Source organism: Rubellimicrobium roseum (genome assembly GCF_006152145.1).
In the GTDB taxonomy this organism is placed as follows: Bacteria; Pseudomonadota; Alphaproteobacteria; order Rhodobacterales; family Rhodobacteraceae; genus Rubellimicrobium; species Rubellimicrobium roseum.
In genome coordinates this window covers 271822-298519 of the sequence record NZ_VDFV01000002.1, presented here as the reverse complement: position 1 = coordinate 298519, position 26698 = coordinate 271822, and the positions used below count along the sequence as shown (strand labels likewise).

At 71.4% G+C, this 26698-nt stretch carries 25 protein-coding genes; 16 read left to right on the top strand and 9 right to left on the bottom strand.

Annotated elements, in window-relative coordinates; translation table 11 throughout:
* Window positions 1-31 precede the first annotated feature (31 nt).
* The 11 genes from regB (at window position 32) to hslU (ending at window position 15083) form a co-directional block, all read left to right on the top strand.
* A complete protein-coding gene (regB, locus tag FHG71_RS03840; protein WP_342777506.1) occupies window positions 32-1381 on the top strand; it encodes a sensor histidine kinase RegB in 1350 nt (449 codons plus the stop codon).
* 81 nt (window positions 1382-1462) lie between these two features.
* Complete coding sequence (locus FHG71_RS03835; RefSeq protein WP_139080282.1) at window positions 1463-3019, top strand: PAS-domain containing protein; 1557 nt, start codon at window positions 1463-1465, stop codon at window positions 3017-3019.
* A gap of 74 nt (window positions 3020-3093) precedes the next feature.
* Complete coding sequence (gene tsaE, locus FHG71_RS03830) at window positions 3094-3561, top strand: tRNA (adenosine(37)-N6)-threonylcarbamoyltransferase complex ATPase subunit type 1 TsaE (protein ID WP_139080281.1); 468 nt, start codon at window positions 3094-3096, stop codon at window positions 3559-3561.
* On the top strand, window positions 3554-4531 hold the full coding sequence (locus FHG71_RS03825) for an aminoglycoside phosphotransferase family protein (RefSeq protein ID WP_176559271.1): 978 nt from the start codon (window positions 3554-3556) through the stop codon (window positions 4529-4531). The genes tsaE and FHG71_RS03825 overlap by 8 nt, the downstream gene beginning before the upstream one ends.
* Window positions 4528-5211 carry a nucleotidyltransferase family protein gene (locus FHG71_RS03820; RefSeq protein WP_139080279.1) on the top strand — a complete coding sequence of 228 codons (684 nt, stop codon included), beginning with the start codon at window positions 4528-4530 and terminating at the stop codon, window positions 5209-5211. The genes FHG71_RS03825 and FHG71_RS03820 overlap by 4 nt, the downstream gene beginning before the upstream one ends.
* Window positions 5211-8150: a double-strand break repair protein AddB gene (gene addB, locus FHG71_RS03815; RefSeq protein WP_139080278.1), complete on the top strand. Its 2940-nt coding sequence runs from the start codon at window positions 5211-5213 to the stop codon at window positions 8148-8150. Before FHG71_RS03820 ends, addB begins: the two co-directional genes overlap by 1 nt.
* 42 nt (window positions 8151-8192) lie before the next feature.
* A complete protein-coding gene (gene addA, locus FHG71_RS03810) occupies window positions 8193-11600 on the top strand; it encodes a double-strand break repair helicase AddA (protein WP_139080277.1) in 3408 nt (1135 codons plus the stop codon).
* Window positions 11601-11684: 84 nt separating this feature from the next.
* Window positions 11685-12005 carry a thioredoxin gene (trxA, locus tag FHG71_RS03805; protein WP_139080276.1) on the top strand — a complete coding sequence of 107 codons (321 nt, stop codon included), beginning with the start codon at window positions 11685-11687 and terminating at the stop codon, window positions 12003-12005.
* Complete coding sequence (gene hslV, locus FHG71_RS03800) at window positions 12005-12562, top strand: ATP-dependent protease subunit HslV (protein WP_139080275.1); 558 nt, start codon at window positions 12005-12007, stop codon at window positions 12560-12562. The genes trxA and hslV overlap by 1 nt, the downstream gene beginning before the upstream one ends.
* 51 nt (window positions 12563-12613) lie before the next feature.
* Complete coding sequence (locus tag FHG71_RS03795) at window positions 12614-13720, top strand: hypothetical protein (RefSeq protein ID WP_139080274.1); 1107 nt, start codon at window positions 12614-12616, stop codon at window positions 13718-13720.
* 58 nt (window positions 13721-13778) lie between these two features.
* Entirely contained in the window at window positions 13779-15083 is a 1305-nt protein-coding gene (hslU, locus tag FHG71_RS03790; protein ID WP_139080273.1) for an ATP-dependent protease ATPase subunit HslU, read from the top strand.
* On the opposite strand, the gene FHG71_RS03785 is transcribed toward hslU, so the two are convergent.
* From FHG71_RS03785 to FHG71_RS03765, 5 genes are all read right to left on the bottom strand, one after another.
* A complete protein-coding gene (locus FHG71_RS03785) occupies window positions 15071-15901 on the bottom strand; it encodes a metallophosphoesterase family protein (RefSeq protein WP_246045332.1) in 831 nt (276 codons plus the stop codon). The genes hslU and FHG71_RS03785 overlap by 13 nt on opposite strands.
* Window positions 15898-16839, bottom strand: coding sequence for a diacylglycerol/lipid kinase family protein (locus FHG71_RS03780; RefSeq protein WP_139080272.1), 942 nt, complete (start codon window positions 16837-16839; stop codon window positions 15898-15900). Before FHG71_RS03780 ends, FHG71_RS03785 begins: the two co-directional genes overlap by 4 nt.
* A 74-nt stretch (window positions 16840-16913) precedes the next feature.
* A complete protein-coding gene (locus FHG71_RS03775; protein ID WP_139080271.1) occupies window positions 16914-17507 on the bottom strand; it encodes a Smr/MutS family protein in 594 nt (197 codons plus the stop codon).
* Entirely contained in the window at window positions 17504-18502 is a 999-nt protein-coding gene (gene mltA / locus FHG71_RS03770; protein WP_246045331.1) for a murein transglycosylase A, read from the bottom strand. The genes FHG71_RS03775 and mltA overlap by 4 nt, the downstream gene beginning before the upstream one ends.
* A gap of 17 nt (window positions 18503-18519) precedes the next feature.
* A complete protein-coding gene (locus FHG71_RS03765) occupies window positions 18520-19182 on the bottom strand; it encodes a Tim44/TimA family putative adaptor protein (protein WP_139080269.1) in 663 nt (220 codons plus the stop codon).
* 137 nt (window positions 19183-19319) lie between these two features.
* On the opposite strand from FHG71_RS03765, the gene FHG71_RS03760 reads away from it, so the two are divergent.
* Together FHG71_RS03760 and secB are read left to right on the top strand one after the other, a co-directional pair.
* Window positions 19320-19814, top strand: coding sequence for an FxsA family protein (locus FHG71_RS03760; protein WP_176559270.1), 495 nt, complete (start codon window positions 19320-19322; stop codon window positions 19812-19814).
* A gap of 57 nt (window positions 19815-19871) precedes the next feature.
* Window positions 19872-20396 (top strand): protein-export chaperone SecB, encoded by a 525-nt coding sequence (gene secB / locus FHG71_RS03755; protein WP_139080267.1) that lies wholly within the window; start codon window positions 19872-19874, stop codon window positions 20394-20396.
* Window positions 20397-20412: 16 nt separating this feature from the next.
* On the opposite strand, the gene dnaQ is transcribed toward secB, so the two are convergent.
* Genes dnaQ through FHG71_RS03735 form a run of 4 tightly spaced genes read right to left on the bottom strand, consistent with a single transcriptional unit; the run spans window position 20413 to window position 23147 of the window.
* On the bottom strand, window positions 20413-21111 hold the full coding sequence (gene dnaQ / locus FHG71_RS03750; protein WP_139080266.1) for a DNA polymerase III subunit epsilon: 699 nt from the start codon (window positions 21109-21111) through the stop codon (window positions 20413-20415).
* The gene (gene coaE, locus FHG71_RS03745) at window positions 21111-21719 is read right to left on the bottom strand and encodes a dephospho-CoA kinase (RefSeq protein ID WP_139080265.1); all 609 of its coding nucleotides are present in this window, start codon (window positions 21717-21719) and stop codon (window positions 21111-21113) included. The genes dnaQ and coaE overlap by 1 nt, the downstream gene beginning before the upstream one ends.
* A gap of 1 nt (window position 21720) precedes the next feature.
* Window positions 21721-22548: a shikimate dehydrogenase gene (locus tag FHG71_RS03740; RefSeq protein WP_139080264.1), complete on the bottom strand. Its 828-nt coding sequence runs from the start codon at window positions 22546-22548 to the stop codon at window positions 21721-21723.
* Window positions 22545-23147 (bottom strand): Maf family protein, encoded by a 603-nt coding sequence (locus FHG71_RS03735; protein ID WP_139080263.1) that lies wholly within the window; start codon window positions 23145-23147, stop codon window positions 22545-22547. The genes FHG71_RS03740 and FHG71_RS03735 overlap by 4 nt, the downstream gene beginning before the upstream one ends.
* Before the next feature lie 388 nt (window positions 23148-23535).
* Between FHG71_RS03735 and hemJ the strand changes: the two genes are divergently transcribed.
* The 3 genes from hemJ to mnmE all read left to right on the top strand — a co-directional run bounded on the left by hemJ (window position 23536) and on the right by mnmE (window position 26696).
* Window positions 23536-23982 carry a protoporphyrinogen oxidase HemJ gene (hemJ, locus tag FHG71_RS03730; protein WP_139080262.1) on the top strand — a complete coding sequence of 149 codons (447 nt, stop codon included), beginning with the start codon at window positions 23536-23538 and terminating at the stop codon, window positions 23980-23982.
* A gap of 152 nt (window positions 23983-24134) precedes the next feature.
* Window positions 24135-25409, top strand: coding sequence for a transcription termination factor Rho (gene rho, locus FHG71_RS03725; protein ID WP_139080261.1), 1275 nt, complete (start codon window positions 24135-24137; stop codon window positions 25407-25409).
* 6 nt (window positions 25410-25415) lie between these two features.
* Window positions 25416-26696 (top strand): tRNA uridine-5-carboxymethylaminomethyl(34) synthesis GTPase MnmE, encoded by a 1281-nt coding sequence (mnmE, locus tag FHG71_RS03720; protein ID WP_139080260.1) that lies wholly within the window; start codon window positions 25416-25418, stop codon window positions 26694-26696.
* Window positions 26697-26698: the final 2 nt, after the last annotated feature.

Sequence of the window (26698 nt, the reverse complement as noted above, 5' to 3'; positions counted from 1 at the left end):
CAATGCGCCCAAGCGCCGCAAGGAGGCTCCCCTGACCGATCCGCACGCCCTCGCAAATCCGACCGAGGCCCTGAGCTCCGCCCGGCGGGGCGACTGGGTGCCGCTGCGCACATTGACGGTGCTGCGCTGGCTCGCCATCGCCGGTCAGATCGCCGCCTTGGTGGTAGCCACGCGCCTGCTCGATCTCGGGATCGCCACGGGGGCGGCCTCGCTCGCCATTGGTGCCTCGGTCCTTGTCAACCTCGTGGCCACCTTCACCGCCCCGCGCACGCGCCGCCTGACCGAGCGCGAGGCCACCTTGTTCCTGACCTTCGACATCCTCCAGCTCGGGTTCCTTCTCGCGCTCACGGGGGGGCTCAACAATCCCTTCGCCGTGCTGCTGCTCGCGCCCGTGACCATCGCGGCCAGCGTCCTCGACCCGCGCACGACGCTGGTCCTGGGCGGGCTTACCCTGACGGTCATCACGGCGATTGGGACCTGGTACCTGCCGCTCCTCACGCCCGAGGGGCCGCTGCAGACGCCGCGGCTGTTCTTGTGGGGCTTCTGGGTGGCGCTGATGATCGGGGTGGGATTCCTCGGCCTCTACGCCCGCAGCATCACCGCCGAGATGACCGCCATGGGCGACGCCCTGACCGCCACGCAACTCGCGCTGGGTCGGGCGCAGCGGCTGTCGGACCTCGATGGTGTCGTGGCCGCCGCCGCGCACGAGCTGGGCACGCCGCTCGCGACGATCAAGCTCGTGTCAGGCGAGATGATCGAGGAGTTGGAAGGCCGCCCCGATCTGGACGACCTTCTCGAAGACGCCCGGCTCCTGCGCGATCAGGCCGACCGCTGCCGCGACATCCTGCGCGCCATGGGCCGGGCGGGCCGGGACACCTATCTCGACCGAGCGCCCTTCGAGGCGGTCCTGCGCGAGGCGGCCGAACCCCATCTGGGCCGCGGCAAGATCGTGGAGATCCTGGTGCCCGAAGGGCGCCAGCCCGACATTCCCCGCCGGCCCGAGATCGTCCATGGCCTGCGCAATCTCGTGCAGAACGCGGTGGACTTCGCCGCCTCCCGCGTGGAGATCCGCCTCGACTGGACGCCCGAGCGGCTCTCGGTGCGCATCCGCGACGACGGCCCGGGCTTCGAACCCGCGCTCCTCGACCGCATCGGTGATCCGTTCATGCGGGGGCGCCCGACGCACCGACCCTCGACCTCCGGGCCGGAACTGCGGCGCCCCGGCTACGAGGGCATGGGCCTCGGCCTTTTCATCGCCAAATCCCTCCTCGAACGCACGGGTGCGCGCCTCACCTTTGCCAACGACGCCGCCGGCGGCGCCGTGGCGGTCGTGGCTTGGCCGCCCGCCGTCCTTGCCTCGTCGCCCCGGGGCGAGGCCTGAGCGGTCCCTACCATGCCACTTTCGAGAATTAACCAGGAATTAACCTCTTTCTGACATCCTGCCCCGAGAGGAGGGCATCGGATGCTGCTGGAAGCGTTGGAGGTTTTGGGAGTCGCATCCGTCGCGCTCGCGGGGGCGGCCATGATCGTCCTTGCATTGGAACATCGCCTGCGGAGCGGGCCGTCGACCGGAACCGCCCAGCCCGACGGGCGGGCCGTCCTGCTGTTCGAGCAGGGAACCTTGGTCGACGCCACGCCGGGCGCGCAACGTCTCCTCCAACAGACCGCCAGGGTCGGGTCGGACCTGTCCCGGCTCGCAACCGCGCTGGCCCGCGGCTTCGGCCCCGACCTGGAGCAGCGGCTCGCCGGGCTACCGCGATTTGGGCGGCTGGTGCTAGCCTCGCCTCACGGGGCTGGCACCCTGGAGATCGCAGACGAGGGCCGGGCGCTCCGCGTGACGCTTGCGCCCGACGCAACGGCCGGCTCGGCCGTCGACCTGCTGGCGCTCCGGGCAGCCGAGGCCGAGCTCGATCTACTTCGTGGCCTGGCCGAGGCCGCGCCGCAGCCGATCTGGATGATGGATGAACGGGGCGGGCTCGCCTGGGCGAACCAGGCCTACCTCGCGCTGGCCGACCGCGCGGCCGGTCTGCCGGAGGGTGCCGCCACCGCGGCTTGGCCCGCGCAGCCTCTCTTCCCCGTGCCTGCCGACCTCGCCGAAGGAGAGCGCCGTCTTCAGCGCCTCTCCCTCCCGGCGCCCCCGGACGGCGAGCCCTCCTGGCATGACGTGACCAGTCTCCGGCGTGGCGAAGGCAGCCTGCACTTCGCGACCGACGTGGGCGACCTCGTAAGGGCCGAAGCGGCGCGGCGGCAATTCGTTCAGACGCTGGCCAAGACGTTCGCGCATCTGCGCACGGGCCTGGCGATCTTCGACCGCGACCGACGGCTCGTCCTCTTCAACCCCGCCTTCGTCGACCTCACCAGCCTGCCGATCGGCTTCCTGAGCGGACGCCCCCTGGTGCGAACGGTGCTCGACCGCCTGCGCGACGCCAAGATACTGCCGGAGCCGCGCGACTACGCCGGCTGGCGCGAAACCGTGGCCGCGCTTGAGGCCGCCGCCGCCGAGGGCCACTACCACGAAACCTGGACCTTGCCCGATGGCCGGACCTACCGCGTGACGGGGCGGCCGCACCTCGATGGCGCCCTAGCCTTTCTCTTCGAGGACATCAGCGACGAGATTGGCCTCACCCGCCGCTTCCGGGCTGATCTCGGCATGGCTCAGGCAGCGCTGGACGCTCTGGAGGACGCCGTGGCCGTCTTCTCCCCGACCGGGGTCATCAGCCTGTCGAACGTCGCCTATGCCCGCCTCTGGGGCCTCGCCGACGACGAGCGGACCGCGCCGAGTCTCCTGACCGAGCTGGCCCGCTGGGAGGAACGATCCGTCTCCTCTCCAATCTGGAACCGGCTGCGCGACGGCTGGAACGCGGGTCGACTAGAAGCGACGGGCACGCTCGAGCTGCACGATGGGCGCGACATATTCATCCGAGCCCTGCCGCTAGCCCGCTGCGGCACGCTCGTGTCGTTCCGGCCGGCCCCCACGTCTCCGCCGGACGATCTTCCGGCGATGCCGTCCAGCTCCTGACCCAAGGTCATCTGGAACAGTCTGCGGCCAGAGCGGGGCTGGCGGGACTGGCCTGGACTGCGTAATCTCTGCCCATGCGGCTCGCCGAACCCATTCCCCTGCCTACCGAAGCCCAGACCGAGGCCTTGGCTGCCCGCCTTGCCCCGCGTCTTGCGCCCGGGGACACGGTGCTCCTGTCCGGCCCGGTGGGAGCCGGGAAATCCGCGTTCGCCCGTGCCCTGATCCGGGCGCGGCTGGGGGATCCGACGACCGAGGTCCCCTCCCCCACTTTCACCCTGGTCCAGACCTACGGCGAAGGCCCTCAGGCGATCTGGCACGCCGACCTCTACCGCCTGTTGCACCCCGACGAAGTGGCCGAACTGGGACTTCTCGTGGCTATGGAGGAAGCCATCTGCCTGATCGAATGGCCTGATCGGCTGGGCCCGCTCGCGCCGACGCAGGCGCTGAGCCTGGACCTGGCGCCCTGGGGCGAGGATGGCCGGCAGGCCACCTTCTCGGGCCCCTCGACCTGGGCATCCCGCCTCGAGGATCTTGATGTCTAGCCTTCCGCCACCGCGCCCCGAGCCGGACTCCTGTGCCGTCTTTCTCGCGGCCTCGCCCGCGGCAGGCTGGCGCCGCGCGGCTCTCGCAGGCGATGCCTCGGGCCGGCGCTACGAGCGGCTCCATGGGCCCGACGGCCGCACCGCCGTCCTGATGGACAGCCGCGCCGAACCGGCCTCGCTCGCCCCCTTCCTCCGCATCGGCGCCCATCTGCGCGCCCTGGGCCTTCACGCGCCCGCCATCCTGGCCGAGGCGCCGGGTCTTCTTCTTCTCGAGGACCTCGGCCCCACGCATATGGCAGCTTGGCTGGCCGATCACCCCGATGACTCGCCCATGCTCTATGGCACGGCCGTCGACGTGCTCCTGCGCCTCCAGTCTGCGCCAGCGCCCGACGGACTGGTGGCCCTGACGCCGCTTCGCGCCGCCGGCATGATCTCGCCCCTGTGGGAGCATTATCTACCCGGCCTCGACCCTCGCCGCGCGGGCGAGTTGAGCGGGCGCCTGCGCGAGGCCCTGGAGCGGCATGCCCCCGAGGCGACCGTCCTGAGCCTCCGCGACTACCACGCCGAGAATCTCGTCTGGCGCGGGGATCGCGAGGGCATCGATCGCCTAGGCCTGCTCGACTTTCAGGACGCCGTGATGGCCCCGCCCGAGTATGACCTCGCCTCCCTCCTGCGCGACGCCCGCCGCGACATGGACGCTGCCCTGCGGACCGCGATGATCCGCCGCTTCGCCGAGGGCACGGGCCGTGACGAGGCCCGCGTCGCGGCCGCGACGGCGGTCCTCGGCCTCCAGCGCAACCTCCGCATCCTAGGCGTCTTCGCCCGCCTCGCGAGAGAGCGCGGCAAACCCGCCTACCTCGCGCTCCTCCCCCGGGTGCGCGCCCATGTGGAGGGCGACCTCGCCCATCCGGCGCTGGCTCGCCTGGCCCCCCTCGTCCGCGACGCCCTCTCGTCCGGAGCCGTCTCATGAGTCCCCGCGCCGCCATGATCTTTGCCGCAGGGCTCGGCACACGCATGGGCGCGCTGACCGCCACGCGCCCGAAGCCGCTCATCGAGGTCGGAGGCCGGCCGCTCATCGATCAGGCGCTCGACCACGCCAAAGGCGCGGGCGCCGCGCCGATCGTGGTCAACGTCCATTACCTCGCCGACCAGATCCGCACCCATCTCGCCCGCGAGCCCGTGCTCATCGCCGACGAGACGGCGGGCCTTCTGGAGACGGGCGGAGGCCTCAAGGCCGCGCTGCCGCTCCTCGGACCTGATCCTGTCTGGACGATCAACAGCGACACCGCCTGGGCCGGGCCGAACCCGCTGCGGGCGCTCGCGCAGGGGTGGCGGCCTGAAATGGAGGCGCTTCTTCTCCTTGTGCCCACCGCCCGCGCGCGGGGCTACCGAGGGATGGGCGACTTCGACCTTGACCCGACGGGGCGGCTCGCGCGCGGGACCTCGCATGTCTATACGGGGGCGCAGATCCTGCGCACCGAAGGGCTGGCCGAGATGCCCGATCCCGTCTTCTCGCTCAACCGCCTCTGGGACCGCGCCGCCGGCCGGGGCGGCCTTTACGGCCTCGTCTACAGCGGAGCCTGGTGCGACGTCGGGCGGCCAGAAAACCTTCCCCTTGCCGAGAACCTCCTCCGCGTGGGCGCGCCCTGATGTTCGCCTCGCCCGGCCCGCGCCTCTTCGGCCTGCCCCCCGGCCTCGACTTCGCGACCGAGATGCTGGCCGGCCTCGCGCGCCGGCTCGACGGCCATCCACCCGAGGCGTGGGCGCGCGTGACGCTCTATGTGCCCACCCGCCGGATGCAGCGCCGCCTGCGCGAGGCCTTCGACGCCGGCGCCGCGCGCGTGGTTCCGCGCATCCGCCTCCTGGGCGACGTGGCGCTCGACCCGGTCGGAGCCGACCTGCCCCCGCCGGTTCCCGCGCTCCGCCGCCGGCTGGAGCTGACGCAACTCATCGCCGCCCTCCTCGCGGCCGAGCCCGATCTCGCCCCCCGCGCCCGCCTCTTCGACCTGTCCGACAGCCTCGCCGATCTCATGGAGGAGATGCAGGGCGAGGGCGTGCCCCCTTCGGCCATCGAGGCCGTCGACGTGGCCGACCTGTCGGGCCACTGGGCGCGATCGCTCCGCTTTCTCGGCATCCTCGAACCCTGGTTCCAGGCCGAGGGCGCCCCCGATGGCGACGCCCGGATGCGCCGCGTCGTGGACCGGCTGGAGCGCGCTTGGCTCACGACCCCCCCGCGCGACCCGGTGATCGTCGCTGGCGCCACCGCCGCGCGGGGCGCCACGTTGCGATTCATGGAGTTGGTGGCGCGGCTGCCGCAGGGTGCCGTGGTCCTGCCCGGCTTTGACGAGGATCTGCCCGACGCGATCTGGGACCGCCTCGACAGCCCGCTCACCGGCGAGGACCACCCGCAGTTCCTCCATGCCGTCCTCCTGCGCCGCCTGAGGCTCGCACCCGCCGAGGTTCGCCCCTGGGCCGCAACGCCCGCCCCTTGTTCCCTGCGAAACAGGCTTGTCTCCCTGGCGATGCGCCCGCCGCCCGTCACCGACCAATGGCTCTCCGAAGGGCCGCTACTGGGAGACCTTGCCCCCGCCTGCGACGGGCTCACGCTGGTCGAGGCCCCGTCTCCGCGCGCCGAGGCCGAAACCATCGCGCTGCGGATGCGCGCCGCGCTGGAGGAAGGCCGGACCTGCGCCCTCGTCACCCCCGACCGGACGCTCACCCGCGCCGTGGCGGCGGCGCTTGACCGCTGGGGCGTGGTCCCCGACGACAGCGCGGGCGAGCCGCTGCCCCTCTCGCCTCCCGGCCGCCTTCTGCGGCAGGTGGCCGACCTGCGCGGGACCCGGCTCACGGGTGAATCGCTTCTGTCGCTCCTCAAGCATCCGCTCTGCCACGCGGGGGCCGACCGCCCCGCCCACCTGCGGCGCATCCACCAGCTCGAGCTCCGCCTCCGCCGCAAGGGACCGCCCTCACCCGATGCCGGCACCGTCCGCGCCTTTGCGGCGGCGGAACTGGGCACCGACCCCGGCCTGGGTGCCTGGGCCGACTGGCTGGCCGGGCTTGTGGACCGCCTCCGACCCGCTGGGGAACGCCCCTTGGCCGAGCAGGTGGCCGACCATCTGGAACTGGCCGAGGCGTTCTCGGCGGGCTCCACCGCCACGGGGCCGATCCCTTTGTGGCAGGAGGCTGCGGGGCGCGAGGCCCGGCGCGTCTGCGAGCAGCTCCTTCGCCACGCCGATGCGGGCGGGCGCCTGTCGCCCCGCGACTACGCCAGCCTCTTCCAGGGCGTGCTCGACACCGCCGAGGTGCGCGACCGCGACCGGGGCCATCCGCGCGCCCTGATCTGGGGCACGCTGGAGGCGCGCGCACAGACCGCCGACCTCGTGATCCTGGGCGGCATGAACGAGGGCGTCTGGCCCCCGGCCGCCCCCGTGGACCCTTGGCTCAACCGCCGGATGCGCGAGGTCGTGGGCCTGCCGCTTCCCGAACGCCGCATCGGCCAAGCGGCGCTCGATTACATGCTGGCGCTCGGAGCTTCCGAGGCCTGGGTCACACGCGCCGTGCGCAGCGACGAGGCACCCACCGTCCCGTCGCGCTGGCTTAACCGCCTCCTCAATCTCCTTGAAGGCCTGCCCCGCCAGGGTGGCCCTGCCGCCATCGCGGCCATGAAGGCGCGCGGCGACTCTTGGCTCGCCTGCGCGGGCGCCCTGTCCCGGCCCGCCGAGCGGCTACGCCCCGCGCCTCGGCCTTCCCCGCGCCCGCCTGTCGAGGCGCGGCCGCGCCGGATCTCGGTCACCGCGCTCGATCGCCTGCGCCGCGACCCCTACGCCGTCTACGCCCAGACGGTCCTGCGCCTGCCCGCTCTCGATCCTCTGACCGCCGCGCCAGATGCCCCCCTGCGCGGCACCGTGATCCACAAGGCCCTGGAGAAGTTCCTGGAAGCTGGGATCGCTCCCGACCTACCTGATGCGTCATCGAAACTCCTTCAAACGGCAGCCGAAGTCTTTGAAGCAGATTGCGCCTGGCCGGTGATGCGTCGCCTTTGGCTCGCGCAGCTGGCCAAGGTCGCGCCCGGCTTCCTGGCCACGGAGGTCGAGCGTCGCCATCTCGCCAAGCCCGCGCTCTTCGAGACGAAGGGCGAGATCGAGGTGCCGGGCCTTGGAATCACCTTGGTCGCCAAGGCCGACCGCATCGACCTGACCCCCGACGGCCGGGCGGTGATCCTCGACTACAAGACGGGCCAGGTGCCCACGGTCGCGCAGCAGAGAACCTTCGCCAAGCAGCTCCTCCTGATGGCCGCCATGGCCGAGCGCGGCGCCTTCGGCTCGCTGGGGAAGGTCCCGGTGCAGGGGGCCGCCTTCGTGGGCCTGGGCTCCGACCAGCGGGTCATCCCGGCGCCGCTCGACGAGATCCCGCCCGACCAGGTCTGGATCGAGCTCCAGGCGCTCCTGCGCGTCTGGCTCGACCCCGCCCGCGGCTTCTCGGCGCGTATGGCGATGGAGCGCGAGGACCAGGAAAGCGACTATGACCATCTTGCCAGATACGGCGAATGGGATCATGCCACCCCCGTGACGCCCGAGGACATGGTCTGATAGCGTCGACCCTGACCCGATGCAGGACCCGGCCCTCCCCCCATGACCGCCCCCCGCCCGAGCTTCCTCGCCGACCATCCGGCGGCCGAGCGGCAACGCGAGGCCGCCGATCCGCGCGCCTCGACCTGGCTGTCGGCCAATGCAGGGAGCGGCAAGACCCGCGTTCTCACCGACCGGGTGGCGCGGCTCCTGCTCGCGGGCGTGGACCCGGCGAACATTCTCTGCCTCACCTACACCAAAGCGGCGGCGGCCGAGATGCAGACCCGCCTCTTCCGCCGCCTGGGCGGCTGGGCGATGAAGGAGGACGAGGCCCTCATCCGCGAGTTGCGCGATCTCGGCCTCACCGAGGGGCTGGAGCCCGTGAACCTCGCGGAGGCGCGGCGGCTCTTCGCGCAGGCGCTGGAAACGCCGGGCGGCCTCAAGATCCAGACGATCCACGCCTTCTGCGCCTCGCTCCTGCGCCGCTTCCCGCTCGAGGCCGGGGTCTCGCCCCAGTTCCGCGAACTCGACGACCGCGGCATGGCGCTCCTGCGCGCCGAAGTGGCCGAGGAGATGGCACTGGGGCCGCAGGCCGCGCTGGTGGATGCCGTGGCGCGGCACCTTTCGGCGGGTGCCTTCGAGGCGATGCTGGCCGAGATCGCCAGCCGTCGCGACGCTTTCCGCCCAGGCCCCAGCGAGGCCGAGCTGCGCGCGCTCCTGAGCCTGCCCGAGGGGACCTGCGAGGATTCGCTCCTCGCCTGCATCGAGAACGCCGAGCGGCGGCAGCTCCTGCGCGACCTGGCCACGCTCTGCCGGATGGGCGGCACCAACGACCAGAAGGCAGCGGTCGCGCTTCATGCGGTCTGCGCGCACGCGCCGTTCCGCCTCGATTCCCTGACCGAACTGGAGTCGCTGTTCCTCTACGGCGAAAGCGCGAAAGCCGGTCCCTTCACCGCCAAGATCGGTGCCTTCCCGACCAAGGCGCTGCGGGGCAAGGACCCCGACCTGATCGAGCGCCTCGAAGACCTGATGCGCGAGGTTGAGGCAGCGCGCGACCTCCGCCTCTGCCTGCAGGCGCATGTCCGCAACCGCGACCTCCACGCCTTCGCCGCCAGCTTCGTCGAGGCCTACGAGCGCCGCAAGCTCGCGCGCGGGCTCCTGGACTTCGACGATCTCATCGGCCGCGCCCGCGCGCTGCTCACCGACCCGGCTGTGGCGCAGTGGGTGCTCTGGCGGCTCGACGGCGGCATTGACCATATCCTCGTGGACGAGGCGCAGGACACCTCGCCCGGCCAATGGGCGGTGATCGAGCGTCTGGCCGAGGAATTCGCTGCCGGCGAGGGCCGCGACCCCCAGCGCCACCGCACGATCTTCGTCGTGGGCGACCGCAAGCAGTCGATCTTCTCCTTCCAGGGCGCCGACGCCGAGGGCTTCGACCGGATGCAGCGGCATTTCGGCGAGCGGCTCGGGCGCATCGGCCAGACCCTGCGCTCCACCGCGCTCGAATATTCCTTCCGCTCGTCCGAGGCGATCCTCAAGACCGTGGACGCGACCTTCGTGGACCATGACGGACTGGGGGACTCGCGACCCAGCCACCGCGCCTTCAAGGCGGGCATGCCGGGCCGGGTGGACCTCTGGCCGGCCGTCCCCAAGGCGGAGAAGCCCAAGGACGAGCGGCACTGGACCGACCCCGTCGACTCCGAGGACCCGCGCAGCGAGACCATCCTTCTGGCCGAAAAGGTCGCGCTGGCCGTCAAGGAGATCCTCGACGAAGGCTCGCTGCCCGTGGAGGTCGAGGGAACCTGGATGCGCCGTCCGGTCACGCCCGGCGACGTGATGATCCTCGTGCAACGCCGCAGCACACTCTTCACCGCCATCATCCGCGAGCTCAAGAAGCTCAAGCTGGACGTGGCCGGGGCCGACCGGCTCAAGCTGCGCGCCGAGCTTGCCGTGCGCGATGTCGAAGCGGTTCTGCGCTTCCTGGCGCTGCCCGAGGACTGCCTGTCGCTGGCCTGCGCCCTGAAAAGCCCGCTCTTCGGCTGGACCGAGCGGGACCTCTACCGCCTGGCCCAGCCCCGGCCCGAGGGCCAGACGCTTTGGGAGGCGCTCTGCGCGGGACCCGCCTGCGAGGCGCGCGCCATCCTCGACGACCTGCGGGCCAAGGCCGACTTCCTGCGGCCCTATGACCTCGTGAACCGGCTGCTCCTGCGCCACGACGGTCGCCGCAAGCTCCTGGCCCGCCTGGGCCCCGAGGCCGAGGACGGGCTCGACGCCTTCCTCGCCCAGGCGCTGGCCTACGAGAGCGAGGCCGTCCCTTCGCTCACGGGATTCCTCGAATGGCGCGGCCAGGACGAGGCCGAGGTGAAGCGCCAGATGGATGCGGCCAGCGACCGCATCCGGGTGATGACAGTGCACGGCTCCAAGGGGCTCGAGGCGCCGGTCGTCTTCCTGCCCGACTGCGCCAAGCGCAGGCCGCCGACACTCGCCTCGCTTTATCCGGTACCGGGGCGGCGCGGCGTGCTCTGGGCCTCCAGCGCGGCCGACATGCCCCAGGTCATGCGCGAGAGGAAAGCCGACCTCCTCGCCGCGCAGGAGCGGGAGCGGCGGCGGCTCCTTTACGTCGCCATGACGCGAGCCGAGTCCTGGCTCGTGGTCTGCGCCGCGGGCGAGTGCGGACATGGAAGCTGGCACGGCGCCGTCGAGCAGGCGCTGGTCGAGGAGCTGAATGGGCCCGAGCACCCCTTCCCGACCGGCCCCGGCCGGCGCTACGGCGGCGACTGGGACCACCTGCCCTGGGCGCCCGACCGTGCTCGTCGCCTCGCGCCGGAGCCCGCGCCCGCGCCCGCCTTCGGCCCGGTCTCCGCGCCCGGCCCCCATGCGCTGGCCCGCGCGCCCTCGGACCTCGGCGGCGCCAAGATCCTCGACGGCGAGGAGGCGGGCGACGACCCCGAGGCCGTGCGCGCCCGGTCGCTCGCGCGCGGCCATCTCATGCACCTCGCACTCGAGCACCTGCCCCTCACCGCGCCCGACGCCGTGCTCGCGCTCCTCGCGGCCACCGAGGAGGGCGCGATCGCCGGAGACTTGCGCGAGATCGTGGCCGAGGCGGAGACCCTGATCGCCGCGCCGCATCTCTCTCCGCTCTTCGGCCCCGAGAGCCTGGCCGAGGTCGAGGTCAGCGCCGACGTCGCGGGCCTGGGGCGCCTGCATGGCCAGATCGACCGCCTGCTCGTCACGCCTACGGCCGTGACCGCCATCGACTTCAAGACGAACCGCGTGGTTCCCAAGAGCCTCGACCAGGTGCCCGAGGGCGTCCTGCGCCAGCTCGGCGCCTATGCGGCGATGCTGGAGGCGCTCTATCCCGGGCGCGAAGTGCGCACGGCCGTGCTCTGGACGCGCGCCGCCCGGCTTGACGAACTGCCCCGCGATCTCGTCATGGCCGCCCTGCAACGGGCTGCAGCCCCTGCGGCTTGACGCCTCAGGATCGGCTCCATACGTTCGGCCTCCGACCCCTGTCGCCGCACCTGACGCGGCGGCACCCTCTGCAGGAGAGCCATCATGGCCACCGTTCCCGTCACCGACGCCACCTTCGGCGCCGAGGTCATCAACTCCTCCGTCCCCGTCGTCGTGGACTTCTGGGCCGAGTGGTGCGGCCCCTGCCGGATGATTGGCCCGGCCCTTGAGGAGCTCTCGGCCCAGTACGGCGACCGCGTGAAGATCGCCAAGGTCAACGTGGACGAGAACCCGAACACCGCCGCCCAGCTCGGTGTGCGCGGCATCCCGGCGCTGTTCGTCTTCAAGGACGGCAAGCCCGTGTCCAACCGCGCCGGCGCCGCGCCCAAGGCGGCGCTGCAGGCCTGGATCGACTCGTCCATCTGATGGCCGACAGCGACTTTCCGGGCTGGCACGGCACCACGATCCTGGCCGTCCGCAAGGGCGGCCGGGTGGTCGTCGCCGGGGACGGCCAGGTCTCGCTGGGCCAGACCGTCATCAAGGGGACGGCGCGCAAGGTGCGCCGTCTCTCGCCCGGGGGCCATGACGTGGTGGCGGGCTTCGCCGGCTCCACCGCCGACGCCTTCACCCTGCTCGAACGTCTCGAGGCCAAGCTCGAGGCCTCGCCCGGCCAGCTCGCCCGCGCGGCGGTGGAACTGGCCAAGGACTGGCGCACCGACAAGTACCTCCAGAAGCTCGAGGCCATGCTGATCGTCACCGACGGGGACGCGCTGCTCGTCGTCACGGGCGCGGGGGACGTGCTGGAGCCCGAGCACGACGTGGCTGCCATCGGCTCCGGGGGCAACTACGCGCTCGCCGCCGCCCGTGCGCTGATGGAGACGGATCTCGACGCCGAGGCCGTCGCCCGCAAGGCCATGGCCATCGCGGCCGAGATCTGCGTCTACACCAATGGCAATCTCACGGTGGAATCCCTCACCTCCTGAATCGCCGCGGCCGGGCTATAACCCGGCCAGACCCGCTCCGGAGGCGCCGCCATGACCACCGCCCTGTCACCCGACGACCTGCGCGCCGCCGTGGCGACCGGCGTCCTGTCCGAGGCGCAGGCGGCCCGCCTCACCGCCCTCGCGCAAAGCCGCCGCGGCGCGCGCGAGGGCCTCGCCCCCGGCGACGAGCCCTTCGAGCTCTTCAAGGGTTTCAACGAGATCTTCATCGTCACCGGCCTCATCATCCTGACCGTGGGCTGGCTGAGCGCGGTCTCAGTCTGGATCGCCGGTACCATCGACCCGTCAGACGACCCCCTCCGGCTGGTCGCGCAAGTGGCGCTGGCCGGGGCGGTCGTCGTATGGGGCCTGTCCGAGTACTTCGTCCGCCGCCGCCGCATGGTGGCGCCGGCCATCGCGCTGTCGGTGCTCTGGGCCGGCAACGCCGCTCTGGGCTTCCTGGGCGGGCAGGCCGGCGAGGCGCTGCTGATGGGCACCGTGGCGAGCCAGACCGGCTTCGCCGTCTTTCCCTACGAGGCGCTGACCCTGCCTCTCGCGCTCTCGACGGCGGCTATCGCCCTCTACTGGCTGCGCTTCCGCGTGCCTTTCGCCATGGCGATGATCGCGCTGGGGCTCTTCGCCACCGCCCTGGTCTTCGCCGCGGCCCGCGCCGGCACGCCCTCGACTCCGGCGGACCTGTTCCTGCTGTCGGGCAGCGGCCCCTTCGCCTGGATCACACTGCTTCTGGGGCTCGGCGTCTTCGCCACGGCCATGGCCTTCGACATGAGCGATCCCCACCGCGTGACGCGACGCGCCGCGAACGGCTTCTGGCTTCATGTGGTCGCCGCTCCCGCGCTGGTGAACACCGTGGCGCTCACCCTGCTGGCGCAGGCGACACCACAGGCGAACGGGCTTCTCGCGCTCTTCCTCGTCGTCATCGCGCTCGTCGCGGTGGTGATCGACCGCCGCTCCTTCCTGATCGCTGGCGTGGGCTACTGCGTGGCGCTGGCCGGCACCGTCTTCGGCGGAACCGGCAGCGCCCTCACGGTGCTCGGCCTGGGCGTCCTCCTCCTCCTCCTCGATGCATTCTGGGAGCGCATCCGCGCCCGCCTCCTGCGCGCGCTGCCGCTCCCACTGCACCGCCTGCCCCCGGTGGCTTGAGACCGGGGCGCCAAAGGCCCATTTGGGGCGGGACACGGATTCTGACCCGAAGGCCCCCATGACCGACCTGACCCCCCGCGAGATCGTTTCCGAGCTCGACCGCTTCATCATCGGCCAAGAGGCCGCGAAGCGCGCCGTGGCCGTGGCGCTCCGCAACCGCTGGCGGCGCAAGCAGCTCCCCGACGACCTCGCCCGCGAGGTGACGCCTAAGAACATCCTGATGATCGGTCCCACCGGCGTCGGCAAGACCGAGATCTCGCGCCGCCTCGCCCGTCTCGCCAAAGCGCCGTTCCTCAAGGTCGAGGCCACCAAGTTCACCGAGGTCGGCTACGTGGGCCGCGACGTGGAGCAGATCGTGCGCGACCTCCTCGACGCGGCCATCGTCCAGACGCGCGAGATGATGCGGGAAGACGTGCGGGCGAAGGCCCTCCAGGCCGCCGAGGAGCGCGTCATCACCGCCATCGCCGGCGAGGATGCCCGTCCCGGCACCCGCGAGGCCTTCCGCCGCAAGCTCAAGGCCGGCGAGCTCGACGCCACCGTGATCGAGCTGGAGCTCGCGGACACCTCGAACCCGATGGGAATGCCGGGCTTCGACCTGCCCGGCCAGCAGGGCATCGCCATGGCGAACCTGGGCGACCTCTTCGGCAAGGCCTTCCGCCGCACGACGAGGAAGCGCATGACCGTGGCCGAAAGCTATGACACCCTCCTCAACGAGGAAGCCGACAAGCTCCTCGATGACGAAACGGTGACGCGCGCCGCACTTGAGGCCGTGGAGCAGAACGGCATCGTCTTCCTCGACGAGATCGACAAGGTGTGCGCCCGCGCCGAGACGCGCGGCGCTGACGTGAGCCGCGAGGGCGTGCAGCGCGATCTCCTGCCGCTGATCGAGGGGACGACGGTGTCCACAAAGCATGGCCCGGTCAAGACGGACCACATCCTCTTCATCGCTTCGGGCGCCTTCCACATCGCCAAGCCGTCGGACCTCCTGCCCGAGCTGCAGGGCCGCCTGCCCATCCGCGTGGAACTTCAGCCGCTGACCGAGAAGGATTTCGTCCGAATCCTGACCGAGACGGAGAACGCCCTCACCCGCCAGTACGCAGGCCTGATGTCGACCGAAGGCGTGGAGGTCGCCTTCACCGAGGACGGCATCGCCGCGCTCGCGCGCATCGCCGCCGAGGTGAACCGCAGCGTGGAGAACATCGGGGCGCGCCGCCTCTACACCGTCATGGAACGCGTCTTCGAAGACCTGAGCTTTGCCGCCCCCGACCGCGGTGGCGACAGGGTCACCGTGGACGCGGGCTTCGTGGAAAAGCACCTGGGCGCCCTCATGGCCCGCGCCGATCTCGGCCGCTACGTGCTCTGACCGAACGAGACAGGCCGGTCGAGGACCGGCTCCCAGGGTGCGTCGGAACGCTCCGGATCGCGCGCGAAATGCGTGGTCTGGTCAATTTCCCAGACCGGCTCCGTCAAGGCGGCGTAGCGGTCCACCTGCACCCAGCCCGGCTCGATGCTCAGCAGGTTGAGCGTGTTCGGCTCGTCCCGAAGCCGGGTGGACAGGCCCGTGCCCGCCTGCACGAGAAGGATGCCCGGCGCAGAGGTGAGGGGCGCCACATGGGCGTTGTGGAGGTGCCCCGACAGGACGATGTCGGCGCCGGCGCGGCCCAGCGCCTCGACGCCATCGAGCGTGCGGCGCATCGGCGGCTTGCTGTTGCCCGGCGGATGCTCGAGCGGGTGGTGCATGACGGCGACCAGCGTCTTCTCGGGCTGCTCCTGCCGCGACGCCGCGATCTGGCGGAGCGCCGTCTTACCGATCCGCCCCGCCTGATGGGCATAGCGGTTCACCGTGTTGAGCCCGATGACCGTGATCTCCTCGTCCTCGTGGCGCGGCGAGAGGTCGTGGTGGATCAGGCTACGGTAGCGGCCCCAGGGATCGAGGAACCGCAGGAGCACATTGTGAAGCGAGATGTCGTGGTTCCCCGGCACCGCGAGCCAGGGCGCGCGTAGCCGGTCGAGGAAGGCGGCCGCCTCCAGGAACTGCCCCCGACGGGCGCGCTGCGTGAAGTCGCCCGAGATCGCCACGAGATCGGGCGACAGCTCCGCCACCAGCGCCACCAGCGGGTCGAGGAGGTCAGGCCGCGTGCGCCCGAAATGCAGGTCCGACAGGTGGAGGATGCGCCTCACGCCGCCGCCCCCGCGTGCTGGGCCTCGTCCACGGCCTCAGGCGGCGCAAAGACCTCCAGCGCCTCGTGCCGCATCCGCAGGCGCAACGGCGTGCGCATGCGGAACTTCTCGCCATCGCAGGCCACCGTCAGGTGACGCGAGCGGGTGGCGATGGTCACCTCGTCCGCGCAGAGGAGGTCGAAGTCCCGCCCCTCCCGCATCGACCGCCGCACCAGCCGCCAAGCCTTGTGGAACATGCCCACCCGGCCGGTGTCGGGTGCGACGAAGACGGCGAAGCGCCCCTCGGCCACGCAGTCCGTGCCTGCCAGCCCGAAGCTGTCGAGCTGATAGGCCGAGCGCGCGACGAACAAGAGTGGCGTTCTGACCCGCCGCTCCTCGCCGTCGGCGCGCACCGTCAGGAAGAGAGGCCGCTGGAAGCGCACGAAGGTCTTGGCCGCCGACCAGTGGGCCGCGAGCCGACGCCGGCCCCAGCGGGCATAGACGTCCTCGCGCGCGCGCAGGATCGCCGGATAGATTCCCAGCGAGATGTTGTTCAGGAAGGCCTGCCCGTTCACCTCGCCCACCGCGACGCACCGGGTCCGGCCGTCGCGGATCACCGCCGCCGCGCCCGCCGGGTCTTCGGGAATGCCCAGGCCACGCGCGAAGTAGTTGAACGTGCCCAAGGGCAACACGCCGAAGCGCCGCCCCGAACCCAGGAGCGCGCCCGCCACCGTCATGATGGTGCCGTCGCCACCCGCGGCCACGACCGCGCCGAAGCCCTCCTGCACCGCCTGCCGCGCAGCGTCGTCGATGTCCTGGCCGCGAACGCGCCGCAGCGTGGCGCGGGGGCCCAGCACCTCCATGGCGGCCTGGATCGCATCGGCCTCGCGGCTGTTGCGGCCCGAGCCCTGGTTGCAGATCACGCAGATGCGGTCGGCGGAAGTCTGGAGGTCTGTCATGTCCGGTCCGTGGATGGCGCGAGGGCGCGCGGGGAAGGCAACGCGCAGGGCCCGGCCCCGGGTTCCCCAAGGCCTCAGCCCGCGCGCAGGTAGACGTAGAGCGCGCCCTCGCCTCCGTGCCGCCGATGGGCGGGCGCGACCTGCAGGACGAGCGGGGCCAGCGGCGGCAGCCGCAGCCAGCGCGGCACGTCGTGGCGCAGCCGACCGGCGACGGCCGGCATGGGCGCTAGGTCGTCGTTCACCCGCCCCTTTCCGGTGATGACCAGCACCAGCCGCTTGCCCTGCGCCCGAGCCATCGGAACAAAGGACAGGAGCGCCTCATGCGCCTCGGCCAGGGTCATCCCATGCAGGTCGATCCGCCCCTCGGGTCGCAGCTTGCCGCGCGTCATCTGGCCGAAGCGCCCGGCGTCCATGTGCACGGGCCCCTGCCTCAGGCCTTCGACGAGCCCCGGCAGCAAGTCGTCCGAGCGGCGGTGATCCACGACCTGCCCCACGCGGAAGGACGGAATCGGCGCCCGCAGGGACGACAGGGCCTGCCCCGCGGGAGCGGGCGGGGCCGCCTTTGGCGCGGGGGCCGGTATGGGCTGGGCGGGGTGGAGCGGCGTGGCGCTCCCCTTGACCCGTTCCCAAAGTTCCCGGTCCTCCGAGGAGAGCCGGCGGGGCGTCACGTCGGCCCGGCCGGGCCCGGACCCCCGGCCGCACCGGGCCGGGGCAGCAGCAGGACCATCCGCCCGCCCTCCCGCACGGCACCGGCCTGCCGGCCGGCCTCGATCCCCGTCCCGAAGAAGATGTCGGCCCTCTGCGCCCCGCGGATCGCGCTTCCGGTGTCCTGCGCCACCATCAGCCGCCGCAGGCCGCCCCCGGTCTCGATCCAGACCGGCAGCCCCAGCGGAACGCAGGCGGGGTCCACCGCCACGCTCCGCCCCGCCATCACGGGGCGTCCCATCGTCCCGGGCGGGCCCGCCTCGGCCGGCAGGTCATCCAGCGCGCGGAAGAAGGCAAAGGACGCGTTGAGCCGCCGCAACGCCGCGCCCTCGACGGGATGCGCCATGACCCAGTCCCGGATCGCCTCGACCGAAACCTCGTCCGCCGGAACCGCCCCACGCTCGACCAAGACCCGGCCGATCGACGTGTAGGGGTGGCCGTTGCCACCCCCGTGTCCCAACCGCAGGACGCGGCCGTCGGGCAGGCGAATACGGCCGGATCCCTGCACCTGCAGGAGGAAGGCCTCGAGAGGGTCCGCGACCCAGGCCATCTCCAGACCGCGCCCCGCGAGCGCCCCGTCCTCGATCTCGGCGCGCGTGGGCCCCGGATCCCCGAGATCCTCGGGCCGGCGGTAGAGCGGCACGGGAAACCGCTCCGACCACCGAAGGTCGCCCTCAAGCTCCGGCTCGTAGTAGCCGGTAAAGAGAGCGGGCGCCTCGTCCTCGACCAGCAGGGGGCGGAAGCGGGCCTCGAAGAAGGCCCGCGCCTGCCCTGGCGCGATCGCCTCCGCCTCCTCGGCCAGGGCCGCCCAGTCAGGCAGGGCGATGTCGGAGCAGGTCACGCGAAAGGCGGCCAGGGCCGCCTCGTGGTCATCCTCCGCCCAGCCCTCCAGCGCCCCGAATCCGAGGTCCGTCAGCCGCCGATGAACCGGGGTGGATTCTGTCGCTCCGCCCGTCATCGGCCGGCCTCCCGCAGTCATTCGCCCGTGGCGACCAGGATCCAGTTCGGGTCGGACGACCCCATGGTGCGAGCGAAGGTCCAGACGTCCTTCTGCCGCTTGATCTCGGTGGGCGAGCCCTCGACGATCTGGCCCGCGCTGTCGCGCACGACCGAGGTGAGCTCGCCCACGAAGCGCACCGCGACCTCGCCCTCGCGCGTGGTGCGGTCATAAGTCGCGTCGCGCAGCGCGAGATCGCTCACGCCCACGAAGGTCGCCTCGACCTTGTAGCCGTTGCGATGCCGTTCCTCGACCACCTCGGCGAAGGCGTCGTAGATATCGCGGCTCAGGAAGGGCTTCACGGATGCGAGGTCGCCGCGCTCGAAGGCCATCAGGATCATCTCGTAGGCCGCGCGCGCGCCCTGCAGGAACTCGCGCACGTTGAAGGACGGATCCGCGCCCTTCATCGCCGCTAAGGCCCGAGCCGCGTCGGAGTCCTCGGGAACGTGATCGGTGATGTCGCGGTCCGGCCGCCCCTCGATCACTTCCAGCTCGGGCCGCGCACGCCGGCTGGGCGCTTCGGGCAGCGCCACGGGCGGCTTCTCGAAGCCCTCGCGGCTGCCCAGGACGCTCCTCAGCCGCAGGATCAGGAAGATGGCGATGCCGGCCAGAACAAGTAGCTGGATGATCGGAGAGTTCATGAGGTCCTCGTGGCCGGTGTGGGACCACGGATGGTAACGCGGCCGTCCGTCACCTATGTATGCCGGGGTCGGGATCAAGTCCATTGGCGCCGGACCGGCGCCACCGGCCCAAGATCCCGACGCAGCGGAGGATTTCCATGGCACGCCTTCTCCTTCCCCTTCTCGTCCTGGGCGAGATCGCGGGCTTCGTCCTCGTGGGCCGTGCGGTCGGCGTGCTGGGCACGCTGGCCCTCGTCGTCCTCGCGACGGCGCTGGGGGTCTGGCTTCTCAAGCGGCAGGGGGCCGAGGCCATGGCCAGCATGCGGGGTACCCTGCAGACGGGGCGCGACCCCCGGCCCGCTCTGCGGCGCGGCGGCTTCGGGCTGGTCGCGGCGCTCCTCCTGATCCTGCCCGGCTTCCTGAGCGACGTCGTGGCGATCCTTCTCCTGCTGCCGCCCGTCCAGCAGGCGATCGCGCGGCGCTTCGCGGCGCGCGGCGTCCGGATCGTCACGATGGGGCGGTCCCAGGGCTTCGGCCCCGCCGCCCCGCCCCGGCCCGAGGCTCCGCGCGACCGCGTGATCGACGCCGAATGGGAGGATGTGGCCATGCCCAAGAATCCGACGCACCGGCCCTCCGGCTGGACCCGGCATTGAGGCATCCTCCCGGGGGTGCTAGGCAGCGCCATCACCTTGCAATCCCCGGGAGGACCCATGCAAGACCAGCCCGAGAGCCCCCAGGGGGACTCCCCCGCCGCCGCCCCGGCCGCTGCCCCGCGCATCAGCCAGCGAATCCTGACCCAGTACGTCCGCGACCTGTCCTTCGAGAACGTGCTCGCGCGCAAGGGCGTTTCCGGCGACCTCACGCCCGAGATCGCAGTGCAGGTCAGCCTCGACGGACGCAAGCGCGGCGGGGCCGACAACCAGTACGAGGTCACGACCAAGCTCACTGCCACTTCCAAGACCAAGGCGGCCGGCGAGGTGCTCTTCGTGCTCGAGATCGAGTACGTGGGCGTGTTCCAGATCGAGGGCGTGCCCGAGGCGCAGATGCACCCCTACCTGCTGATCGAGTGCCCGCGGATCACCTTCCCCTTCCTGCGCCGCATCGTGTCGGACGTGACGCGTGACGGCGGCTTCCCGGCGCTGAACCTCGAGATGATCGACTTCGTGCAGCTCTACCGCAACGAGCTCGCGCGCCGTCAGCAGCAGCCGGCCGCCGCGCCCAGGCTCGACGCCTGACCAGGGACGCGGCGCTTCAGGCCTTCAGCCAGAGCGCCGCGTCCCCCAGCCCCGCCACGAACTTCGCGTGCGCCGCCGCCTCCTCCTCGGTCAGGCGCGGGGGCAGCGCGTAGGGCCGCGGACGGGGTCGCCAGGCCGCATCGACCTGGGTCCCGCCGGCTTGCGCCGGCTTGGCGGGCTCGGCGCTCAGGGCGAAGTCGGGCTGCCGGCCGCCGATCAGCTCCAGATAGACCTCGGCCAGGATCTCGCTGTCGAGCAGCGCCCCGTGCAGCGTGCGCGCCGAGTTGTCGATCCCGAAGCGTCGGCAGAGCGCGTCGAGCGAGGCGGGCGCCCCCGGGAACTTGCGCCGCGCCATCAGCACCGTGTCGATGGCCCGGTCCATCGGCATCGCGGGATAGCCGCAGCGTCCCAGCTCGTGATTGAGGAATTTCATGTCGAAGGCGGCGTTGTGGATCACCAGCCTCGCGTCCCCCACGAACTCCACGAACGACGTCGCGACCTGGGCGAACTTGGGCTTGTCGCGCAGGAAGTCGTCGCCGAGCCCGTGGACGGCGAAGGCCTCGGCCGGCATCGCCCGCTCGGGGTTGATGTATTCGTGATAGGTCCGGCCCGTGGGCAGGTGGTTCAACAACTCCACCGCTCCGATCTCCACGATCCGGTCGCCCGTCTCGGGATCGAAGCCCGTGGTCTCGGTGTCGAGCACGATCTCGCGCATCAGCTCCTCCTGGGGGCGGCCGCCCCGCCCCGGATCTCGGCCACGATCCCTCGCACGGCGGCGCGGGCCTCCTCAAGCGTCTCCGTCGGCACGACCCAGCGCGCGCGCTTGCGCTTCTCCGCGTCCGGCATCTGCCGCCCGATCAGCAGCGCCGCCGCCTCGGCATCCATCCCGGGCCGCGCGAGGAGGCGTCGCATCTGCGTCTCCGGCAAAGCCGAGACGACCGCCACCCCGTCGCAGTCCCGGTCGATCCCCCGTTCGTAGAGAAGAGGCACATCGAGCACGACGATGTCGGCCTTGCCCTGCGTGGCCCGGTGGAAGCGCTCGCGGTCCTCGGCCACCAGCGGATGCACCAGCGCTTCGAGCCGGGGAAAGAGCGACGGGTCCCGCTCCAGCGCCGCCCGCAGGGCGGGCCGGTCCACCGCACCACCGACCACCGCCTCGGGCACGAGCCCCGCGACCTTCGGCACCGCCGCCCCGCCCGGGGCATAGAGCGCGTGCACCGCCGCGTCTGCGTCCCAGACCGGCAGGCCCTCGTCGCGGAACATCGCGGCCGTGGTGGATTTTCCCATCCCGATCGAGCCCGTGAGCCCCAGGACGAACGCCATCTCAGGCCAGGACGGCGGCGCGGAGCGCCTCGTCCACCTCCGGCCGCACGCCGAACCAGCGCTCGAAGGCCGGCACCGCCTGATGCAGAAGCATCCCCAGCCCGTCCACCGCAACGGCTCCCGTCTCGCGCGCCTCGCGCAAGAGCCGCGTCTCCAGCGGCGCATAGATAAGGTCCATCACCACGTGGCCCTCCCGCAGCCCGTCGAGCGGCACGCGCAGCTCGGGCTTGCCGACCATGCCGAGCGAGGTCGTGTTGACCACCGTCCGCCCGTCCTCGACCGCGTTGCCCGCCTGCACCCAGTCATGGACCCGAACGCGGTCTCCGAACTCCTTGGCCAAGGCCTCGGCGGTCTCGCGGGTGCGGTTGGTGAGCAGGATCTCGGGCACGCCCGCGTCCAGAAGCGTCACGATCACCGCCCGCGCCGCGCCCCCGGCGCCCAGCACGGTCGCAGGGCCCGCCGCCGGGTCCCAGCCCGGCGCACCCCGCCGCAGCGCGTTCAGGAAGCCCTCGCCATCGGTGTTGTCCGCGAGGATCCGCCCTTCGCGGAATACGAGCAGATTCGCCGCCCCGATCCGCTGCGCCCGTTCCGTCGCCTCGTCCGCGAGCCGCAGCGCCGCGAGCTTGTGGGGGATCGTGACGTTCACGCCCCGGAATCCGGCCTTGGGCAAGGCGCGCAGCACCTCCTCCAGGTCGTCCTCGCCGACCTCCAGGGCGACGTAGTCCCCGGCGATCCCGTGCCGGGACAGCCAGTGGCGATGAAGACGGGGCGAGCGGGAATGCGCGATCGGTCGCCCGACGACGCCGGCGAGGAGATAGGGGCTGGTCATGCCGGAATGCTCCCCCGCACCGACAGGAAAGACAAGAGGGGCAGGAGCGGCAGCCCCAGCACGGTGAAATGGTCGCCCTCGATGCGGGAAAACAGCCGCACGCCCTCCGCCTCGACCTGATAGGCCCCGACCGAGTGGCGCACCTCCTCCCAGTTCCGCGAAAGGTAGCCGTCGATCCAGGCTTCCGACATCCGCCCCATCGTGAGCCGCGCTTCCGAGACGTGCCGCCAGACCGGCTCCTCGCCCCGGTGGATCACCGCCGCCGAATGCAGCTTGTGCGTCCGTCCCATGAGGAAGCCGAGCTGCTCGCGCGCTTCCTCGGGCGTTCGGGGCTTCGAGAAGACGCGTCCCTCGCAGGACAGGACCTGATCGCCCCCCAGCGTCAGCGCCTCGGGCCGCTTCGGCGACACCCGCGCGGCCTTCATCTCCGCGAGCGCGTCCGCGAGATCGCGGGGGCTCGCGCCTTCCGCGAGCAGCGCCTCCTTCAGCGCGCCCTCGTCCACGCGCGGCACCACGACCTCGAACTCCAGTCCCGCGGCCCGCAGCATCGCGGCGCGGGTCGCCGAACCGGAGGCCAGGACGAGGTTTTCGCGAGGCATGTGGACAACCTTGGGAGCATCTGGGGATGAAACGGCCCCCACTCTGGACGACTTGGGGAGTGGACGGAAGGCCTGTGGGAGACTCACCCCTTTGGGGCCCCGAGTCGCCCCGAGTCCCCCACGGTGGACAGGGATAACTCGACCCTGTGGACGAATCGGAATCGAATCGGCGGCCCTTCGGGGCAGCCTACAGACCTGATGCATATACATCAGTCACTTAGCTCTAATCCTGTGGCATCCGGGTGTCCCGATTCGGGGGAAAGTCCTGTGGATGAACCTGGGGACCGCCCCCTCTCTGCCGAGTTGTCCCCAGTACAACCGCCATCCACCTCCCCCTTCCTTTCAAATGACTCTAGAGAAGGAGGGGCAAACCCGAACGCGGTGCCGAATGCTCGATCTGCTCGAATCCTCGTACCTCTGGCTCAAGGCCGCGCATGTCGTCGCGATGGTTTCCTGGATGGCGGGACTGTTCTACCTGCCCCGGATCTTCGTGTACCACGCCGAGCGGGCGACGGTCGGGTCCGAGCTCGACCGGACCTTCCAGGTGATGGAGGACAAGCTCCTGCGGCTCATCATGCGCCCGGCCCTGATCGCGACCTGGGGCTTGGGAATCGTGCTGGTGCTTCTGGGTGGCTGGTGGACCGAGGTCTGGCTCTGGGTGAAGGTCACCTCGGTGCTGGCGCTCAGCGCCTTTCACGGCTGGTGCGTCGTCCGGGCGCGCGATTTCGCGGAGGGGCGCAACAGCCGCACGGGCCGGACCTTCCGGATTATGAACGAGGTGCCGACGCTCCTGCTGCTCGTGATCGTCGTCATGGTGATCGTGAAGCCCTTCTGAGAGCCCCGCGACCCCCCGATTGACGGGAGGCGCGAAGATGCCTATCTCTGATCCGGCCCTCCCGTCCGGGAACGGCATCCCACGCGCATATCTTCCGTCCCGACTGCCGCCCTCTGGGGTGAGCGCGGTCGCGCAGGACCATCAGGATCTCCATGACCCAAGACCGCCTCAACTTGGCCGACCTCAAGGCGCAAAGCCCCAAGGACCTCTTGGCGCTGGCCGAGGAGCTCGAGATCGAGAACGCCTCGACGATGCGCAAGGGCGACATGATGTTCGCCATCCTCAAGGAGCGCGCGGACGAGGACTGGGTGATCGGCGGCGACGGCGTGCTCGAAGTGCTCCAGGACGGCTTCGGCTTCCTGCGCAGCCCCGAGGCGAACTACCTGCCCGGCCCCGACGACATCTACGTCAGCCCCGAGATGATCCGGCAGCACTCCCTGCGGACCGGTGACTCGGTGGCGGGCGTCATCCAGGAGCCCAGCGACAACGAGCGCTACTTCGCCCTCGTCACCGTCGAGCGGATCAACTTCGAGGAGCCCGAGCGCGCCCGCCACAAGGTCGCCTTCGAGAACCTCACGCCCCTCTACCCCGACCAGCGCCTGCAGATGGAGATTGAGGCCGATCCCACGATCAAGGACCGCTCGGGCCGGATCATCGACCTCGTGGCCCCCATCGGGAAAGGCCAGCGCTGCCTGATCGTGGCGCCGCCGCGCACCGGCAAGACGGTGCTCCTCCAGAACATCGCCCACTCGATCGAGAAGAACCACCCCGAGTGCTACCTGATCGTGCTGCTCATCGACGAGCGGCCCGAGGAGGTCACCGACATGCAGCGGAGCGTGAAGGGCGAGGTCATCTCCTCGACCTTCGACGAGCCCGCGACGCGCCACGTCGCCGTGGCCGAGATGGTCATCGAGAAGGCCAAGCGCCTCGTGGAGCACAAGCGCGACGTGGTGATCCTGCTCGACTCGATCACCCGTTTGGGCCGCGCCTACAACACGGTCGTCCCCTCCTCGGGCAAGGTGCTGACGGGTGGCGTCGACGCCAACGCCCTCCAGCGGCCCAAGCGCTTCTTCGGCGCCGCGCGCAACATCGAGGAAGGCGGCTCGCTCACGATCATTGCCACCGCGCTCATCGACACCGGCTCGCGCATGGACGAGGTGATCTTCGAGGAGTTCAAGGGCACCGGCAACTCCGAGATCGTGCTCGACCGCAAGGTGGCCGACAAGCGGACCTTCCCGGCCATGGACATCCTCAAGTCCGGCACCCGGAAGGAGGACCTGCTGGTCGAGAAGATCGATCTCCAGAAGATGTATGTCCTGCGCCGCATCCTGAACCCGATGGGCACCACCGACGCCATCGAGTTCCTGATCTCCAAGCTGAAGCAGACCAAGACGAACTCGGACTTCTTCGACTCGATGAACGCGTAAATTACCATGGCCGACACGATCTTCGCCCTGGCCACCGCGCCCGGCCGGGCGGGGATCGCGGTCCTCCGCGTCTCGGGCCCCGAGGCGCACCGGGCCGCCGGGGCCCTCGCGGGCCATCTGCCCGTGCACGGGCGCACCCTGCGGACCCTGCGCGACGCCGAGGGCGAGCCACTTGACCAGACGCTCGTCCTCACCTTCGCCCCCGACCGCAGCTTCACCGGCGAAGCCGTCGTGGAGCTTCACTGCCATGGCGCCCCGTCGGTGGTCGCCGCCGTGCTGCGCGCGCTCGGGACCCGTCCGGGCCTGCGCCCGGCCAAGCCCGGCGAGTTCACCCGGCGCGCGCTCGAGAACGGCCGTCTCGACCTCGCGCAGGTCGAGGGCCTCGCGGACCTGCTCTCGGCCGAGACGGACGCGCAGCGCCGCCAGGCCCTGCGCGTCTTCGCGGGCGCCCTGGGCCGCAAGGCCGAGGAATGGCGCGCGCGCCTTCTCCGGGCGGTGGCGCTCGTCGAGGCCACCATCGACTTCTCCGACGAGGACGTGCCCGAGGACGTCTGGCCCGAGGTGCTGGAACTCATCGTCCTGCTGGAAGAGGAGCTGCGCGAGGAGGCCCGGGGCGCCCGCATCGCCGAGCGCCTGCGCGAAGGTTTCGAGGTCGCCATCGTGGGCGCCCCGAACGTCGGAAAATCCACGCTCCTCAACCGTCTGGCCGGGCGCGAGGCCGCCATCACCTCCGAGATTGCCGGCACCACCCGCGACGTGATCGAGGTCCGCATGGACCTTGCGGGCCTGCCGGTGACGCTCATCGACACCGCCGGCCTGCGCGAGGCGCAGGACCCCATAGAGGCCATCGGCATCCAACGCGCCCGTGACCGCGCCGCCCGGGCCGACCTCCGCGTTCACCTCCACCTCGCGGGCGAGCCCGCGCCGGAGCCCGGCCCCGACGATCTCGTGGTCCGCGCCAAGGCCGACCTCGCCCCCGGCAAGGGCCTCGCCATCTCGGCCCGGACCGGGGACGGCGTCGACGCCCTCGTGGCCGAGATCGGCCGCCGCCTGTCCGACCGCACCACCGGCCTCGGCGTCGGCCTGCGCGAGCGCCACGCCCGCGCCATGCTTGACGCGGCAAGCCTCCTTGACGAGACGCGCGCGCTCGTCGACATCGGCGCGGCGGTGGAGATCGTCGCCGAAACCCTCCGCCGCGCCCTGCGCCAACTCGACGCCCTTGTGGGACGGGTCGGCGTGGAGGATATACTCGGCGAGATCTTCTCGAGCTTCTGCATCGGCAAGTGAGG

Excerpts from the sequence above, each read along its gene's own strand:
- FHG71_RS03835 (WP_139080282.1), top strand. The coding sequence starts at position 1,463 with ATGCTGCTGGAAGCGTTGGAGGTTTTGGGAGTCGCATCCGTCGCGCTC.
- tsaE (WP_139080281.1), top strand. The coding sequence starts at position 3,094 with ATGCGGCTCGCCGAACCCATTCCCCTGCCTACCGAAGCCCAGACCGAG.
- FHG71_RS03825 (WP_176559271.1), top strand. The coding sequence starts at position 3,554 with ATGTCTAGCCTTCCGCCACCGCGCCCCGAGCCGGACTCCTGTGCCGTC.
- FHG71_RS03820 (WP_139080279.1), top strand. The coding sequence starts at position 4,528 with ATGAGTCCCCGCGCCGCCATGATCTTTGCCGCAGGGCTCGGCACACGC.
- addB (WP_139080278.1), top strand. The coding sequence starts at position 5,211 with ATGTTCGCCTCGCCCGGCCCGCGCCTCTTCGGCCTGCCCCCCGGCCTC.
- addA (WP_139080277.1), top strand. The coding sequence starts at position 8,193 with ATGACCGCCCCCCGCCCGAGCTTCCTCGCCGACCATCCGGCGGCCGAG.
- trxA (WP_139080276.1), top strand. The coding sequence starts at position 11,685 with ATGGCCACCGTTCCCGTCACCGACGCCACCTTCGGCGCCGAGGTCATC.
- hslV (WP_139080275.1), top strand. The coding sequence starts at position 12,005 with ATGGCCGACAGCGACTTTCCGGGCTGGCACGGCACCACGATCCTGGCC.
- FHG71_RS03795 (WP_139080274.1), top strand. The coding sequence starts at position 12,614 with ATGACCACCGCCCTGTCACCCGACGACCTGCGCGCCGCCGTGGCGACC.
- hslU (WP_139080273.1), top strand. The coding sequence starts at position 13,779 with ATGACCGACCTGACCCCCCGCGAGATCGTTTCCGAGCTCGACCGCTTC.
- FHG71_RS03780 (WP_139080272.1), bottom strand. The coding sequence starts at position 16,839 with ATGACAGACCTCCAGACTTCCGCCGACCGCATCTGCGTGATCTGCAAC.
- mltA (WP_246045331.1), bottom strand. The coding sequence starts at position 18,502 with ATGACGGGCGGAGCGACAGAATCCACCCCGGTTCATCGGCGGCTGACG.
- FHG71_RS03765 (WP_139080269.1), bottom strand. The coding sequence starts at position 19,182 with ATGAACTCTCCGATCATCCAGCTACTTGTTCTGGCCGGCATCGCCATC.
- FHG71_RS03760 (WP_176559270.1), top strand. The coding sequence starts at position 19,320 with ATGGCACGCCTTCTCCTTCCCCTTCTCGTCCTGGGCGAGATCGCGGGC.
- secB (WP_139080267.1), top strand. The coding sequence starts at position 19,872 with ATGCAAGACCAGCCCGAGAGCCCCCAGGGGGACTCCCCCGCCGCCGCC.
- dnaQ (WP_139080266.1), bottom strand. The coding sequence starts at position 21,111 with ATGCGCGAGATCGTGCTCGACACCGAGACCACGGGCTTCGATCCCGAG.
- coaE (WP_139080265.1), bottom strand. The coding sequence starts at position 21,719 with ATGGCGTTCGTCCTGGGGCTCACGGGCTCGATCGGGATGGGAAAATCC.
- FHG71_RS03740 (WP_139080264.1), bottom strand. The coding sequence starts at position 22,548 with ATGACCAGCCCCTATCTCCTCGCCGGCGTCGTCGGGCGACCGATCGCG.
- FHG71_RS03735 (WP_139080263.1), bottom strand. The coding sequence starts at position 23,147 with ATGCCTCGCGAAAACCTCGTCCTGGCCTCCGGTTCGGCGACCCGCGCC.
- hemJ (WP_139080262.1), top strand. The coding sequence starts at position 23,536 with ATGCTCGATCTGCTCGAATCCTCGTACCTCTGGCTCAAGGCCGCGCAT.
- rho (WP_139080261.1), top strand. The coding sequence starts at position 24,135 with ATGACCCAAGACCGCCTCAACTTGGCCGACCTCAAGGCGCAAAGCCCC.
- mnmE (WP_139080260.1), top strand. The coding sequence starts at position 25,416 with ATGGCCGACACGATCTTCGCCCTGGCCACCGCGCCCGGCCGGGCGGGG.